Annotated in this window: 17 protein-coding genes; 9 read left to right on the top strand and 8 right to left on the bottom strand. The window is 54.9% G+C overall.

Going from position 1 to position 15,505, the window contains the following annotated elements; genetic code table 11:
* Window positions 1-19 precede the first annotated feature (19 nt).
* Both KWG64_RS01455 and KWG64_RS01450 read left to right on the top strand, forming a co-directional pair.
* Entirely contained in the window at window positions 20-715 is a 696-nt protein-coding gene (locus KWG64_RS01455; RefSeq protein WP_218520703.1) for a type 1 glutamine amidotransferase domain-containing protein, read from the top strand.
* Between the two features lie 169 nt (window positions 716-884).
* Window positions 885-2,165 (top strand): putative acyl-CoA thioester hydrolase, encoded by a 1,281-nt coding sequence (locus KWG64_RS01450; RefSeq protein ID WP_218520702.1) that lies wholly within the window; start codon window positions 885-887, stop codon window positions 2,163-2,165.
* 72 nt (window positions 2,166-2,237) lie between these two features.
* On the opposite strand, the gene KWG64_RS01445 is transcribed toward KWG64_RS01450, so the two are convergent.
* Together KWG64_RS01445 and pgl are read right to left on the bottom strand one after the other, a co-directional pair.
* Window positions 2,238-3,749 carry a methyl-accepting chemotaxis protein gene (locus KWG64_RS01445; protein WP_195814145.1) on the bottom strand — a complete coding sequence of 504 codons (1,512 nt, stop codon included), beginning with the start codon at window positions 3,747-3,749 and terminating at the stop codon, window positions 2,238-2,240.
* 254 nt (window positions 3,750-4,003) lie between these two features.
* Window positions 4,004-5,005, bottom strand: coding sequence for a 6-phosphogluconolactonase (gene pgl / locus KWG64_RS01440; RefSeq protein ID WP_195823507.1), 1,002 nt, complete (start codon window positions 5,003-5,005; stop codon window positions 4,004-4,006).
* Window positions 5,006-5,186: 181 nt separating this feature from the next.
* Here pgl and KWG64_RS01435 point away from each other — a divergent pair, with 181 nt between their 5' ends.
* Window positions 5,187-6,008 (top strand): pyridoxal phosphatase, encoded by an 822-nt coding sequence (locus KWG64_RS01435; RefSeq protein WP_218520701.1) that lies wholly within the window; start codon window positions 5,187-5,189, stop codon window positions 6,006-6,008.
* Window positions 6,009-6,071: 63 nt separating this feature from the next.
* Here the strand turns inward: KWG64_RS01435 and KWG64_RS01430 are convergent, their stop codons facing one another.
* A complete protein-coding gene (locus KWG64_RS01430) occupies window positions 6,072-6,344 on the bottom strand; it encodes a helix-turn-helix transcriptional regulator (protein ID WP_218520982.1) in 273 nt (90 codons plus the stop codon).
* A 143-nt stretch (window positions 6,345-6,487) separates the two neighbouring features.
* On the opposite strand from KWG64_RS01430, the gene KWG64_RS01425 reads away from it, so the two are divergent.
* On the top strand, window positions 6,488-6,742 hold the full coding sequence (locus KWG64_RS01425; RefSeq protein ID WP_195814147.1) for a helix-turn-helix domain-containing protein: 255 nt from the start codon (window positions 6,488-6,490) through the stop codon (window positions 6,740-6,742).
* Here KWG64_RS01425 and modC read toward each other — a convergent pair.
* The 4 genes from modC to KWG64_RS01405 all read right to left on the bottom strand — a co-directional run bounded on the left by modC (window position 6,739) and on the right by KWG64_RS01405 (window position 9,836).
* A complete protein-coding gene (gene modC / locus KWG64_RS01420) occupies window positions 6,739-7,800 on the bottom strand; it encodes a molybdenum ABC transporter ATP-binding protein ModC (protein WP_195814148.1) in 1,062 nt (353 codons plus the stop codon). The two genes, KWG64_RS01425 and modC, sit on opposite strands and share 4 nt — an antisense overlap.
* Window position 7,801: 1 nt before the next feature.
* The gene (modB, locus tag KWG64_RS01415; protein WP_104922867.1) at window positions 7,802-8,491 is read right to left on the bottom strand and encodes a molybdate ABC transporter permease subunit; all 690 of its coding nucleotides are present in this window, start codon (window positions 8,489-8,491) and stop codon (window positions 7,802-7,804) included.
* A gap of 227 nt (window positions 8,492-8,718) precedes the next feature.
* On the bottom strand, window positions 8,719-9,492 hold the full coding sequence (gene modA, locus KWG64_RS01410; protein ID WP_195823510.1) for a molybdate ABC transporter substrate-binding protein: 774 nt from the start codon (window positions 9,490-9,492) through the stop codon (window positions 8,719-8,721).
* Window positions 9,493-9,677: 185 nt separating this feature from the next.
* Window positions 9,678-9,836, bottom strand: coding sequence for an AcrZ family multidrug efflux pump-associated protein (locus KWG64_RS01405; RefSeq protein WP_152325463.1), 159 nt, complete (start codon window positions 9,834-9,836; stop codon window positions 9,678-9,680).
* Between KWG64_RS01405 and KWG64_RS01400 the strand changes: the two genes are divergently transcribed.
* From KWG64_RS01400 to modF, 3 genes are all read left to right on the top strand, one after another.
* Entirely contained in the window at window positions 9,781-9,945 is a 165-nt protein-coding gene (locus KWG64_RS01400) for a hypothetical protein (protein ID WP_195814345.1), read from the top strand. The genes KWG64_RS01405 and KWG64_RS01400 overlap by 56 nt on opposite strands.
* A 79-nt stretch (window positions 9,946-10,024) precedes the next feature.
* Window positions 10,025-10,807 carry a molybdenum-dependent transcriptional regulator gene (gene modE, locus KWG64_RS01395; RefSeq protein ID WP_218520700.1) on the top strand — a complete coding sequence of 261 codons (783 nt, stop codon included), beginning with the start codon at window positions 10,025-10,027 and terminating at the stop codon, window positions 10,805-10,807.
* A gap of 128 nt (window positions 10,808-10,935) precedes the next feature.
* Window positions 10,936-12,402 carry a molybdate ABC transporter ATP-binding protein ModF gene (gene modF, locus KWG64_RS01390; RefSeq protein ID WP_218520699.1) on the top strand — a complete coding sequence of 489 codons (1,467 nt, stop codon included), beginning with the start codon at window positions 10,936-10,938 and terminating at the stop codon, window positions 12,400-12,402.
* Window positions 12,403-12,437: 35 nt separating this feature from the next.
* On the opposite strand, the gene KWG64_RS01385 is transcribed toward modF, so the two are convergent.
* Window positions 12,438-13,202 carry a hypothetical protein gene (locus tag KWG64_RS01385; RefSeq protein WP_218520698.1) on the bottom strand — a complete coding sequence of 255 codons (765 nt, stop codon included), beginning with the start codon at window positions 13,200-13,202 and terminating at the stop codon, window positions 12,438-12,440.
* Between the two features lie 137 nt (window positions 13,203-13,339).
* Here KWG64_RS01385 and KWG64_RS01380 point away from each other — a divergent pair, with 137 nt between their 5' ends.
* The gene (locus KWG64_RS01380) at window positions 13,340-14,245 is read left to right on the top strand and encodes a LysR substrate-binding domain-containing protein (RefSeq protein ID WP_218520697.1); all 906 of its coding nucleotides are present in this window, start codon (window positions 13,340-13,342) and stop codon (window positions 14,243-14,245) included.
* Window positions 14,246-14,488: 243 nt separating this feature from the next.
* Window positions 14,489-15,505 carry a UDP-glucose 4-epimerase GalE gene (galE, locus tag KWG64_RS01375; protein WP_195814154.1) on the top strand — a complete coding sequence of 339 codons (1,017 nt, stop codon included), beginning with the start codon at window positions 14,489-14,491 and terminating at the stop codon, window positions 15,503-15,505.

The raw sequence follows: 15,505 nt of genomic DNA, 5'->3' as shown, positions 1-15,505 counted from the left end.
TGCGTCCACAGGAGGTAACATGAAATTACTGATTGTATTGACATCGCACGATAAGCTCGGCGAAACCGGAAAGAAAACCGGTTTCTGGCTGGAAGAATTCACCGCACCGTATTACGAATTTCTGGATGCCGGCGCGATACTGACGCTGGCGTCGCCGAAAGGCGGGCAACCGCCGCTGGATCCAAAAAGCGATGAACCGGATGCACAGACTGAAACCACGGCGCGTTTTCGTCAGGATAAAAGCGCTCAACACGCGCTCGCCACAACGGTGAAACTGGCGGAGGTGAATGCTGCTGATTTCGACGCTATTTTTTATCCCGGCGGCCATGGCCCGTTGTGGGATCTGGCGGAAGACGCGCATTCGGTGGAGCTGATTAAGGCGTTCTGGACGGCAGGCAAACCGGTTTCCGCCGTTTGCCACGCGCCCGGCGTTTTGCGCAACGTGCTGCTTGACGATGGCACGCCGTTGGTCAAAGACAAGCGCGTGACCGGATTCAGCAACAGCGAAGAGGATGCCGTCGGGCTGACGGACATCGTGCCTTTCCTGGTAGAAGACGAGCTGAAAAAGCACGGCGGCGATTACAGCAAAGCCGCTGACTGGCGTCCGTACGTTGTCACCGACGGCAAGCTGATCACCGGGCAGAATCCGGCGTCGTCCAAAGCCGTCGCACAAGCCTTGCTGAAATTGCTCGGCGGCGCAGAGATCAGCAAATGATCTGACGCGGCTGGCGGCAAAGCATCACTGACAGTGATATACAGCTGATTCCTGTGGTATAAAAGACGCAGAAAAGGTGGTCAGTTTTACTGGCCGCCGTTTTTTTATTGCGGCAATGGCCGCGACATTGAAAAAAAGAATAACTTTCTTCATCAAGGAGTCAGTCACAGTGAAAATTTCCACCCTGTCACGCGCGTGCGCTATGTTGTCTGCCAGCCTGATTTTGGCGGCATGTAGCAGCAGCCATCAAGGCTTATCCAGCCAGGTTGCGCCGGGCACCGCGTCACTGCCCGTGTTATCAGCGGACGAAGCGGCCAACTTTACAGCGAAAAATTATCTGGCCTTTGGCGGCCCTTCTTTGCAGGTTCAGCAACAGGGCTGGTTCCCTAAACTGGCAAGCACTGACGCGGCGAAAACCAACTTTGTGGTTGGCCCGCAGTTAGGCACCGATGGCGCATCGTATTCCAGCGTACAACAGGCGGTAAATGCAGCACTGGCCGTGCGTAACCACGGTGAGCGTATCTTCATTAAAATCCTGCCGGGCACTTACAACGGCGCGGTTTACATTCCGGCTGGCGCGCCGCCAGTGACCTTATTCGGTGCAGGCAACAGCTCTGCGGATGTCACGCTGACGCAAACGCTGGAAGCCTCTGCGGCACCGGCGGCGTACCGCGCAACCGTCAGCCCTAACGGCCAGTTCCTGCCGGGCGACCGTGCATTCTATATGTTCCAGAACTGTGCGAATCTGACGACCGAAACCATCGGCACAGTTTGTACGGCGACCGTCTGGTCACAAAGCAACGGCCTGCAAGTGCAGAACCTGACCATTGGTAACGCCCTGCTTGATACCGTTGACGGCGGCGATCATTCAGCCGTTGCTCTGCGTACCGACGGCGACAACGTGATCCTCGACAACGTCCGTCTGATTGGCCGCCAGAACACCTTTATGGTGAACACCGCCAACATCCACAACCAGACAGACAACAGCCGTTACAGCCGTGCTTACGTGCATAACAGCCTGATCGTGGGTGACGTGGATTACGTGTTTGGTCGTGCTAATGCCGTATTCGACCACGTTGAATTCCACACCGTCAGCAGCCGCGGCGTGAAACAGGCGTCCATCTTCGCACCGAATACGCCAGCCACCGCACCTTACGGTTTCCTGGTGATCGACAGCAATCTGACCGGCGACCGTGGTTTCGAGCAGGCAGCGAAAGCGAAAATGGGCCGCGCGTGGGATGCTAACGATGCCAGCAGCCAGCTGGTCATTCGCGACAGCAGCTTCGACAGCAGCTACGACCAGATGAACCCGTGGGGCGACGCCGTCTTCTCCGGTCATCCGTTTGTGGGCAACGTGCCGAAAGATGAAAAACAGCAGCGCAACCTGAATGACACCAACTTCAACCGCCTGTGGCAGTACAACAATGTGCTGACTCAGCCTGCGAAGTAATTCAGTCTGACGCAATAAAAATGCCGCCGGAGGAAACTCCGGCGGCATTTTTTTACCTGAAGATCTTACCGGCTATGCCCTTTCGTTGCCGAGACGGAATACCGAAACCGTGCGTTCCAGATTCAGCGCCTGTTCATCGAGCGACGCCGCAGCACTGGCGGACTGCTGAACCAGCGCGGAATTCTGCTGTGTCACGGTGTCCATTTCGGCCACGGCCAGCGCAATCTGGCTGATCCCCCGGCTTTGTTCATCCGACGCCGACGCAATCTCATGAATGATCTGCGTAACGTGACGGACGGAACCGACAATCTCTTCCATCGTATCGCCCGCTTTCTCCACCAGCGTTGAGCCGTTATTCACGTTGGTCACCGATTTTTCGATTAACCCTTCGATCTCTTTGGCGGCCTGCCCGCTGCGCTGCGCGAGGCTGCGCACTTCGCTGGCAACCACCGCAAAGCCGCGGCCCTGTTCACCGGCACGCGCCGCTTCAACGGCGGCATTTAGCGCCAGAATGTTGGTCTGGAAGGCAATGCTGTTGATGACGGTGGTGATTTCAGAAATTTGCTTCGAACTGACGGCAATCTCTTTCATCACGCCCACCACGTCGGTGACCAGTTTGCCGCCGCGTGCTGCCGTCACGGCCGCATCGGACGCCAGCTGGCTGGCCTGCGTGGCGTTATCGGCGTTCTGTTTCACCGTCGAGGTGAGCTGCTCCATGCTGGCCGCCGTTTGCCCCAGCGCTGCCGCCTGTTCTTCGGTACGCGCCGACAAATCAATGTTACCCGCTGCAATCTCACTCGAGGCACGCGTGACCTGAGTCACCCCTTCGCGGATATCACCGATGATGCCGTGCAGGTTTTTATTCATGCCTTCAATCGCACGGGTCAGTTGCCCCACTTCGTCATGACTGTGGCTGGTGGCGTGCGTTGAGAGGTCGCCTGCGGCAATCCGTTCAGCGGTGGCAAGTGTGCGGCGCAGCGGAAGGGTCAGCCCGCGCGTCGTACGCCAGGAAATCAGCACGCCCACGATCACCGTCGCGGCGATAATCGCCAGCATTTCCTGAATGGTTCGGGTGACTTCTTCGTGCAGGTTGCCCATTTCATGATCGAGCAGCGTATTGGATGCGGACGTCAGCGCCAGCCCGGCCTGCGCCAGTTGTGCGGTGATTTGTTGCAGATCGCTGCCTGCCGGAGGATTAAGCGTTTGCTGCCAGCTTTCGCGGTAACGGCGGATGTTTTCAGGCATGGCGTCCACCAGAGGCTGATCTTCGGCATCCCAGGAATAGGCCGCGACCTGCGCCTGCCGGGCTTCGAGCTTATCCAGCGCCTGGCGGTTTTCCTCAACATATTTTGGGTCTTTGCTGGCCATGTATGAAAGCCGGGAAAATTTTGCACCGCTGAGTAAGTCGTTAACGGTTTTAAGCAGCGTGGCCTTTTCGGCGCGTTGGTTGATGCTGGTCAGATGATAAATGCCCGACACAGCGATAAAGGATCCCAGCAACAGCACCAGTGCAAAACCGGCACCGAGTTTGCCAGCGATGGTGGCATGACGAACTTTGCCAGCGATCCCTGAAAGTACATTCATTTTCTTCTCCCTGATTTCCAAATGGACTGACTCTGAAGTGGCAATGCCACCGAAGAATGAGTGAATAACGGGAGAGTTATCGACCGGCAATGATTAACATTTAGAGAGAAGTTAAAATATTTCTTATCAATCGCCCGAAAGGTTCAGGCAATAAAAAAGCCCCTTATTACAGGGGCTTGATCATTATTCCGTGGCGGTATTATTGGGATGTTAAAACATAAACATTAGACAATCTCACTAATACACCAGAGTGATTAATCAATTTCCAGAATGCTTACCCACATCGGCGCTTTGCCCACCGGGTAAGTTTTCAGCGTGGTCAGCTGGCCGTTTTGCGGATTAATTTTCGCCACTTCAATGGCATCGGATTTCTGACCCGCCGTGATCACGTACTGACCAGTGAAGTCGATATTGAAACCGCGCGGCTGAGTTTGCGTCGCATGGTGCCCTGTGAGCGTAAGCTCGCTGCCATCTTCGGAAACTGACAGAACAGAAATCAGGCTGGCCGTACGGTCAGAGGCGTAGAGGAATTTTCCGTCCGGCGTGATGTGCAAATCGGCCGCCCAGCAGGTGCCGGTAAAATCAGCCGGCATCACGCCGAGCGTCTGAACCTGACGATATTCGCCGGTGCCGACGTCTTTCTGGTACACATCAACGCTGCTGTTGAGCTCATTTACACAGTAGGCAAAGTGATGATTCGGGTGGAATGCCATGTGGCGCGGACCGGCACCTTCAACGGTCCGAAGCTCGCTGGCGGTCTGATGTGGCGTCGCTTCGCCCTTCTGGCTGAAATCGTACTGACGAATGCGGTCTTCTTTCAGCGCCGGGATCATCAGCAACTGGTTGGTCGGGTCGATATTGGCAGAGTGCGGCGCCTGGATGTTTTCCAGAACCTGAACCGGTGCCAGCGCGTGACCTTTTTCATCCAGCGGATGAATGCTGACGTTGTTGAAGCTGTAAGAAGCCGAGAACACAAAACGCCCCTGAAGGTCGATCCCCAGATGCGTCGGGCTGCCCGGCAGCGGAGCCATTGCGGCTTCTTCCAGTTTCCCTTCGTGGTCAATATGGTACGTCAGTACGCCAAACTCCGGGCGCACGCCGACATACAAACGATGACCGTCAGGATGGAGCACCATCGGCTGAACCTGTCCCGGCACTTCCACCGTTTGCAGCAGGCTCAGTTCACCATTATCCGCCAGACGAAAAGCGTGGATTTGCTGGCTATCAGGGCTGGCAACGTAGACGACTTGCTTCATCACATCTCCTTATTAAAACCGAATGAGTGGGTAGACTTTTAAAAAGCGTAGCTCAGGTTAACACGATAACTCAACGCACTGGCGGCACTAAAGGTGCCGGATCCAAGGTTTAATTAGCAGGCTTAACACGGTAACATGATGATAATTTCTTCGATCCACCCACACTTACGATGGACTGCTCATGACTTATCGCATTATTGCGCTCGATCTCGACGGTACGCTGCTGGACCGTCAAAAACGTATTCTTCCTGAATCCCTTGCTGCGCTGGCCGATGCCCGCGCACAAGGCATTAAAGTGGTTGTCGTCACCGGTCGCCATCATGTGGCAATCCATCCGTTTTATCAGGCATTGGAACTCGATACACCTGCTATCTGCTGTAACGGGACTTATTTGTATGATTATCAGGCACGTAAGGTATTAACTTCCGATCCGCTCGACAGCGTGAAAGCTAAAAAAGTCATCGACCTGCTGGATCATCACGGCATTCACGGCCTGCTGTATGTCGATGATGCAATGCTGTATCAGCAACCCAGCGGCCACGTGACCCGTTCGATTGCCTGGGGTCAGAGCCTGCCGGAACATCAGCGTCCGAATATCGTTCAGGTGAACAGCCTGCGTGAAGCCGCAGACGAGGCGCAGTCCATCTGGAAATTCGCCACGTCGCATCAGGATCTTGATGCCCTGCATACGTTTGCCGCACAGGTGGAAAACGATCTGGGTCTGGCCTGCGAATGGTCGTGGCACGATCAGGTAGACGTGGCGAAAGGCGGCAACAGCAAGGGCCGTCGCTTGCAGGAATGGGTCGAATCTCAGGGGATGAGCATGCAGGATGTGGTCGCGTTCGGCGATAACTACAATGATCTGAGCATGCTGGAAAATGTCGGTCTGGGCGTGGCGATGGGCAATGCGGCGGATGCGATAAAAGAACGCGCGGCGCTGGTCATTGGCGACCACGAAACGCCGGGCATTGCAGAAGTTATCCGCACGAAAGTCCTGAAATAATCCCTGCGCCTTTTCGCGCCTTCCCCTGCTACAGAGGAAGGCGTTTTTTCTGCCACAAAATCATCAGTCGGTCTTTAATTCGGGTTTGATTTTCACGGATCGTATGCAGCGCGGAATTGACCGCATCTGTGCATCAAAATACCGGCTCGGCCAGATAGCCGACGGCGGCACGCCCAGCGCTTTAGCGATAATCATTTCGCCCTTTGCCCACGGACGTGCCAGCGCATTTGCAAGCGTCGAGGAACCTAAACCGGCTTCCCGCGATACCGCCGCCAGCGTGGTTCTTTTCTTACGTAACCCGGCGATGATATCTGCCGGGTGCCAGTCATCTTCCATTCTCATCGTTCATCCTTTGTTGTTTGTACGGCATTCAGGAAAGTGAACTACACTTTCACCTTACAATGTCTAGTAACTCTAAACAACAATAATGTTAAGTAATGCTAAACATAACGTCAATACTCTTTTTGTGGTTATTGACGATGATCTCATACAGACTGAAATCTGCCCGAACAAAGGCGAAACTGACGCAGGAAAAACTCGGCGTTATGGCGGGAATTGATGAAAGCACCGCGCGTTCGCGGGTTTCACAATATGAAAACGGCACCTACAGCCCGAACTTCGACACCATGTGTCATTTCGCCCGCGTGCTGAATGTGCCGGAGTGTTATTTCTATATTATCGATGACGAATTCGCCGAAAAAGTTCTGGCGCTGTATCACGCGTCAAAAGCTTAACGGTTCACCGACACACTTTTAATCTGCGCATACAACCACTGGCCTGAACGCACCATCAGTTCATCGCGCGCCCACGGCGTAATGCGTGCCCAGAGAATGTGATCGGCCATCGCCAGTTTCACTTCCACCTGATTGCCCACGTCCAGACATTCCAGCACTTTCGCGGGCAAAATATTGCGGATGCTGCTGTTGTTGGCGGTCGGTTGCAGCACCAGCGAAACGTCGGTGGAATTCACGCGCACGCGCAGCGGCGTGCCGGGCGCCTCTTCCACTTTACTGATCCATAAACGCTGGTCGCCAATCGCCAGCGCCGTCATTTCGTAACGCGGATGATGTTCCAGCACGCTGACGTTCAGCACGCTGCTCTGCTCTTCTTTCGGCAGCCACGGACGCATGACGTTGCTCGCCCACACTTCCTCCAGCGCGCCCATCGCCAGCACTTTGCCGGCGTCCAGCACCATCACTTTTTCCGCCAGACGCAGAATCTCATCCAGGCTGTGCGTCACATACAAAATCGGAATGCTGACTTCCTGCGCCAGACGCTCCAGATAGGGCATCAGCTCGCGTTTACGCGGAAGATCCAGCGCTGCCAGCGGTTCGTCCATCAGCAGAATTTCCGGTGCGGTCAGCAGCGCACGGCCAATCGCCACGCGCTGTTTTTCGCCGCCAGACAACGTCAGCGGGAAACGATCAAGCAAAGCGCCGATACCCAGCAGACGGACGATGCTGTCGAACTGGCCGCGCATCGACGGCGCCATGCCATATTGCAGATTTCCCTGCACGCGATAATGCGGAAAGAGGCGCGCATCCTGAAAAACATACCCCACGCGGCGTTTTTCCGGCGGCAGAAAAATGTTGTTCTGCGTGTCGGATAAAATTCGCCCGTTGAGCGCGATACGCCCTGAGTCCGGTCTGGTCAGCCCGCCGATGGCGTTGATCAGGGACGTTTTTCCCGCGCCGGACAAACCGAAAATCGCGGTGATGCCCTGTGCGGGCAGTTCCTGTGAAATCTGTAAATCCAGGTCGCCCAGCTTCTGGCTGAAATCGAGTTCAAGCATTTCAGCCTCCCAGCCGTATGCGGCTGCGTTTTGCCAGCCAGTCAGAAATCAGTAACGCCGCCAGAGACAGCAGGATCGCCAGCACGCAAAGCCGTGCGGCGGCACTTTCTGCGCCGGGGGTTTCAATCAGGGTATACATCGCCAGCGGAATGGTGCGCGTTTCCCCCGGAATGTTGGAAACGAACGTGATGGTCGCGCCAAATTCACCCAGTGAGCGGGCGAAGGCCAGCACGATGCCGACGATAACGCCGGGCACCGAAAGCGGCAGCGTGATGGTGAAAAATACCCGCCACGGCGACGCACCGAGCGTCCGGGCGGCAAGCTCAAGTTTGGGATCAACAGCCTCAAGCGACTGGCGGATAGCCCGCACCATCAGCGGAAACGCCACAACGGCGGACGCCAGCACGGCGCCGTGCCAGCTGAAACTGAAACTGAAGCCGAACCAGTTATAGAGCCACTGCCCCACCACACCGCGTCGCCCCATCACCACCAGCAGCAAATAACCAATGACCACCGGCGGTAATACCAGCGGCAGATGGATAATGCTGTCGAGCAGGGATTTGCCGGGGAAGCGGCAGCGGACCAAAATCCACGCCATCAGAATACCAAGCGGCAGACTGCAAACAACGGCCAGGCTCGAGACTTTCAAACTGAGAAGTACCGCCTGCCACTCATATTCACTCAACATCATGTCGGTTCATTTGTCCTGAATAAAATGTGAAGCCGTAAACATAAAATATCGGCAAAAAAGGTAAAGCCTTTAATCAGCCGCCACAGGGGGACGCAAGATTGGGTACTCGTGGCATTTTGCATTCGCGATAACAGGAAAGGATCAGCGCTTTAATATTACATAACAACGTGGAACAAATATGAAGTCATCCCCGGAGGGATGACTTAAGGGGTTCGGCGATAAACGGATTATCCTCGCGGTGTGAAACCGTATTTCCTGAAGATTTCAGCGGCCGCTGGCGTTTTCAGATAATCATAAAAACCGCTGACAGTCGCATTTTCGTGGCCTTTCACAATCGCCATCGGATATTCAACCGGCTTGTGGCTGGCTGCCGGGAAGATGCCCACCACTTTAACTTTTTTGCTGGCAACCGCATCAGAGCCATAAACGATACCCAGTGGCGCTTCTTCACGTTCTACCAGCGCCATTGCCGCACGAACGTCGCTGGCGCGCGCCAGTTTTGGCTCCAGCGTGGTCCAGGCACCCAGTTTTTGCAGGGCTTCTTTGGCATAAATACCGGCCGGAACGTGGTCGGGATCGCCCACCGCCAGGCGGCTGTCGCCCAGCAGTTTGGTCCATTCGGTTTTTTCAGAAATATCGACTTTATCGATTTTGCTGCTCTTCGCAGAAATCAGCACCAGTTCGTTGCCCAGCAGGGTGTAACGGGTGTTATCAACAATTTCCTGCTTGCTGATGGCGTAATCCATCCACTGCTGGTCGGCAGAGATGAACATATCTGCCGGTGCGCCCTGTTCAATCTGGCGCGCCAGCGTTGAAGAGGAGGCGAAAGAGGAGACAACCTGCACGCCCTTTTCTTTCTGATATTGCGTGGCGATATCCTGCAATGCATTGGTCAGCGACGCGGCGGCAAAGACCGTAATTTTTTCAGCAGCCTGAGCCTGAACGCCCAGACCGGCGACCATGACGGTAGCGGTTAACAATTTGCCCCATGAAGTTTTCATCAGTTTTCTTCTTCCTTATAAGTAGATGTTACGTTATGTAAGCACCAATATAGCGTCGAAAAAAATGATGTCATCCGTTTTATCCCCGCAGACATTAAGAACCTGCGGTTTCTTGATCTCACCCTGAAAATAGAAAGCCCGGCACAATGGCCGGGCTCTTCGGAAAGCGGGTTAAACCCCTTAACTCATTTTACAATCGGGGTATTTCGGGACTCTTTAGAGTGGCCGACATTGGAAATAACGTTGAAAATTTCGCCCAGTCCCCAGATCAGACCCAGGATAACCGCGATGAAAATCGGTACCATGATGGCAGCGAAAAGCAAACTTTCTAATAATTCTAACATGATAGCCTCACTTAACTGGCTGAACGGCCCGAAGGCGTTGTTGGACTTCGTGCTTGAAGTCAAAACGAAAAATCAATCTGTTGCGGATAATAACAGTACGGGACTGTGATTACTTTAGCATTTAGCCAACTTGCCTGCCTGCGGGTTTAGCGGCGACAATGAATAATGATTCTAATAAGGACGCTGCAATGCAAGCCGAAATTCTCTTAACCCTTAAACTCCAGCAGCGATTGTTCGCCGATCCGCGCCGCATCGAATTGCTGCGACAGGTGCGACATACCGGTTCAATCAGTCAGGGCGCGAAGCTCGCAGGCATCAGCTATAAAAGCGCATGGGATGCTATCAATGAAATGAATCAGCTGGCAGACCAGACCCTGGTTGAACGCAGCACCGGCGGTAAAGGGGGCGGCGGCGCCGTTCTGACGCCTTACGGCGAACGCCTGATTCAGCTGTATGAACTGCTGGCGCAAATCCAGCAAAAAGCCTTTGATGTACTGAAAGAAGACTCCCTGCCGCTCGACAGCCTGCTTGCGGCGATTTCGCGTTTCTCACTGCAAACCAGCGCCCGCAATCAGTTTTTCGGCAACGTTATTGACCGTTCGCACGAGGTTGTTCAGCAGCATATCGACATCATGCTGGCCGACGGCAAAACGCAAATTCGTGCGGCGATCACCGAGCAAAGCGCCGACCGTCTGGCACTGACGCCGGGCAAAGAAGTGCTGGTGCTGATCAAAGCGCCGTGGATCACGCTCGGCTATACGGCAGAAAATCCGCATAACGCGCTGCAGGGTGATGTCATCAGTATTCAGCGCGGTGAGAAAAACTGCGAAGTGCTGGTGAAATTACCCAGCAGCGAAACGTTGTGCGCCACGGTGCCCAACAGCGACGTTGACCGTCTGGCACTGAAAACCGGCCAGAGCATCTTCGCGCAGTTTGATGATGACAAGGTGATCCTCGCCACACTGTGCTGAAAAGATAAAAAAATCACAATCTTGCAGAATCAGCGTTAACATTTTGCAGAATTGTCAATTGACTTGAGAGAGTGCAACGCTTATCCCTTAATTTATCAATCAAAAGGTAAATTCAAAGGGATAGCAGAATGTCGTTGCATATCTCGCAAGGCGTTTTTCGCCTCAGCGATACCCGAACCCTCACACTTTCCGATCTCAGTATTCATCAGGCCGACAGCTGGGCATTCGTCGGCTCAAATGGCAGCGGTAAGTCTGCGCTGGCCCGCGCACTGGCGGGCGATATAACCCTGCTGAAAGGGACGCGTGAAAACAGTTTTCCGCACATCGTTCGCCTGTCGTTTGAGCAACTCCAGAAACTGGTCGCTGATGAATGGCAACGCAATAACACCGATTTACTGAGTGAAGGGGAAGACGATACCGGCCGGACGACGGCGGAAATTATTCAGGAAGAAGTGCGCGATCCTGCCCGTTGCGCTGCCCTAGCCGCTCAGTTTGGACTCGAAAAATTACTCGATCGGCGGTTCAAATATTTATCCACCGGCGAAACCCGCAAGACATTGCTGTGTCAGGTGCTGATGCAGCGGCCAGATCTGCTGGTGCTCGACGAGCCGTTCGACGGGCTCGATGTCAATGCCCGCGCTCAGCTGGCGCAGTTGCTGGAAACCCTTTCCGGCGAAGGTCAGACGATGGTGCTGGTGCTCAACCGCTTCGACGATATTCCGTCATTTGTGCAAAACGTCGGTGTGCTGGCGGATTGCACGCTGGCCTCCTTCGGCCCGCGCGAACAGGTCATGGCCGATGCGCTGGTCGCACAACTGGCGCACAGCGAAAGCCTCAGCGGCATGGCAGTGCCGGAAGCAGAAGATCCGACGGCTCGCGTTACGCCGCCACAAGATTCTCCGCTGATCGTGCTGCGCGACGGCGTGGTGCAATACAACGATAAACCGATCCTGCACAACTTAAGCTGGCAGGTTGATCACGGTCAGCACTGGCAGATTACCGGGCAGAATGGCGCAGGGAAATCGACGCTGCTCAGCCTGATCACAGGCGATCACGCGCAGGGTTACAGCAATGACCTGACGCTGTTTGGCCGCCGCCGCGGGAGCGGTGAAACCATCTGGGACATCAAGCGCCACATCGGTTATGTCAGCAGCAGCCTGCATCTGGATTACCGCGTCAGCACCAGCGTCCGCAACGTGATCACCTCCGGATTCTTCGATTCGATTGGCATTTATCAGGCGGTTTCTGATCGCCAGAGATTCCTCACAAATCAGTGGCTGGAATTACTCGGCCTCGGCGGCAATTCCGGTGATACCCCCTTCCACAGCCTGTCTTGGGGGCAACAACGTCTGGCGCTGATTGCCCGCGCACTGGTGAAACATCCGGCGTTGCTGATCCTCGACGAACCGTTACAGGGTTTGGATCCGATAAACCGCCAGTTGGTGCGTCGTTTCGTCGATATTCTGATTGGTGAAGGCGACACCCAATTGCTGTTCGTTTCGCATCACGCGGAAGATGCGCCGGAGTGCATCACGCACCGCCTGAGCTTTATCCCTGAAAGCGATATCTACCGTTATCAGATTGACGCGCTCTGATTTTTCACCCGCCTTCCGGTTCATGGAGGGCGGTTTTACGCCTCGGCCATCAGCGCCACCACCATGCCCGCCAGGGCAAAAATCCCCAACAGCGTGAACCCGTTTTCCAGTCCCGCATAGCCCGGATAAATCGTCACAATCATTGTCAGCAACGCCAGTGTAACCACAGTGCTGGCGATGAGCGCCACGCCGTTGAGCCATCTTCCCTGCGCCGCAATCACCTGCAACCTGATATTTCTGGCGTGATTCACCATCCCGAGCCCCACACCGCTGAGGATCATCGCGGGCAGCGGCGCCAGCCAGAACGCGCAACCTTCCTGCATCACAGCAATCATCCCTGTACCGGCGGCGGCCAGCGTAAAGCCCAGAAGCAGGCGTTTATCGCGGGTGAATTCGGCCGGAACCTTTTCTCCCAGCGCATGGCCCGCCCGGACCATCAGCAAGATCAGGGCAATGCTCAGGAGGATTTGCAGCAGACCAAACCCGTAACTGTTTTTCAGCAGCCAGGCCAGCAGGAAGAAAGCCGGTACGCAAAGGGCCGCAAAGAAAACGCTGGTCCAGAGGCTTATCTGCAATTCGGTGCAAACCCGCAAGGTCTGCGGCAAAAGCGGCTGCGGGTTATAACGCTCGCTGATCATAAACAACGTGAAAAATATAGCCGCCGCGCCCGCAAAGCTGTGCGTTAGCGGCGTGTCCAGCCCCTGATGCACCACACCCAGCAGCGTCATGGTCAGCGACAGAATAAATAAAGCGCCGAGCGAAAAGGCCAGCGCTGGCACCCGGAAATTAATGGCAGACATACAGAACTCCTTAACCGAAACCTTGCTATATCAGGATGAACGTTATTCATCCTCATCGTATTGATAAAGGAGCTTACACCGCCTATTTTAGGAGACTCAAAGTCATAGATTTCAGCCACGGATGAAAATAACTCATCATGAAGAAAATCCGCTTACCGCCTCTGGGTTCACTGAAAGCGTTCGACGCGGTGGCACAGCAGGCCAGCTTTAAACGCGCTGCCGAAGAAATCGGTGTGACGGCTACGGCGATCAGTCACCAGATCCGTGTTCTGGAAGAGGCGCTGGGCACTGCCGTTTTTGAACGCAGCGCCCGCGAGGTGAAGCTGACCGCCGCCGGGCAAATTTTGCGGCAGGCAACGCGCCAGGCTTTTGCCGGTTTACAGGCTGCCGTGGAAGAAATTCATCACGCAGGATTACCGCCTGCGCTGACGCTGACGACCACCTCGAATTTTCTGACGCACTGGCTGGTTCCGCGGCTGGCGGATTTAAAACAGGCAGCACCGGCGATGGATTTGCGGCTGCATACCGGCATTGAACTGGTGGATTTAACGCGTAATACCGTGGATGTGGCGATCCGTTACAGCGAATCTGCCGATGAGTCGCTGAATTCCACACTGCTTTATCACGACACGTTTATTCTGGTCGCCAGCCCGGCGCTGGCGCTGAAAAACCCGGCAGACCTGACGCGCGTCACACTGTTTCATGTTGAGAATCGTCACATTCCCCGCCCTTCACCGGACTGGGAAAACTGGCGTGCGCATTTCGGCCCGAAAGATCTCAACATCGACAACGGGTTGCGTTTTACCGATGAAACTCACGCAATTCAGGCTGCGATTGCCGGCCAGGGCGTGGCGATTGTCAGCAGTTTGCTGGCGCGGGATTTCATTGAAAAAGGCATCCTCACCGTTCCCTTCCCGCACCATCTCCCCGGTGCAAATTATTATCTGGTGACCACAAAAGAGAAAAGCACACGCGAGGATATCGGGATCCTGCGTCACTGGTTACTGGATAAAATGTCGGCTTTCCCTCCGGCTGGAGTCTGAAAAATGACGCAAAAGTCTGCGGTGAGTAAATCACACCACAAAATGTAAGCGATTACACTTAGCGGTATTTCTGGCTTCCGGCACGCTCCCGCAGGCTTTCTGTGCGGCGCACAGCACCTGTATAGCGGCACTGAAAGGTGGTAAACTGTTTGTGTAAGCGATTCCATTTTATTGGGGATGGATCACCTTTTTCAGCCTTGCAGCGTGTTATCGTTGCATCATGATAATCATCGAGGAGCGATTATGTACGTCTTAGTCACAGGTGGTAGCGGTTACATTGGTAGCCATACATGCGTGCAACTGATTGATGCGGGCTATACGCCAATCATTCTGGATAATCTTCACAACAGTAAAGTCAGCGTTCTGGAACGTATCAATACGCTGACCGGCAAAACGCCGCTGTTCTATGAAGGCGATATCCGCGACCGCGCACTCCTCGATAAGATCTTCAGTGAACACCATATCCATTCCGTGATTCATTTCGCGGGCTGGAAAGCCGTCGGGGAATCCGTCGCCAAACCTCTGGCGTATTACGATAACAACGTTTCCGGCACGCTGGTGCTGGTTGAAGCAATGCGCGCTGCGGGCGTTAAGAACCTGATTTTCAGCTCATCCGCTACGGTGTATGGCGATCAGCCGAAAACCCCGTATGTCGAAGATTTCCCGACCGGCAACCCCTCCAGCCCTTATGGCCGCAGCAAGCTGATGGTCGAACAAATTCTCGAAGACGTGCAGCGTGCTGAACCGGAGTGGAGCATTACCCTGCTGCGCTATTTCAACCCGGTTGGCGCGCATCCGTCTGGCCTGATGGGTGAAGATCCGCAGGGCGTGCCCAATAACCTGATGCCGTTTATTGCTCAGGTGGCCGTGGGTCGCCGCGAATCTGTGGCGGTATTCGGTAACGATTATCCGACGCCTGACGGCACCGGCGTTCGCGATTACATCCACGTGGTCGATCTGGCCGACGGCCACATCGCCGCAATGAAAACCCTGCACAACAAAGCGGGCGTACACATTTACAACCTCGGCGCAGGGTTCGGCCAGAGCGTGCTGGAAGTGATTGAAGCCTTCAGCAAAGCCTGTGGCAAACCGGTGAACTACAAGTTTGCACCGCGCCGCGAGGGCGACCTGCCAGCCTACTGGGCTGATCCGTCCAAAGCCGCCAAAGAACTCAACTGGAAAGTGACACGCACGCTGGAAGACATGGCCAATGACACCTGGCTGTGGCAATCGAAAAACCCGCAGGGCTACCCGGATTAA

This window comes from Rahnella sp. PD12R (genome assembly GCF_019200965.1).
GTDB lineage: Bacteria > Pseudomonadota > Gammaproteobacteria > Enterobacterales > Enterobacteriaceae > Rahnella > Rahnella laticis.
This window is presented reverse-complemented; position numbering and strand designations above follow the sequence as displayed.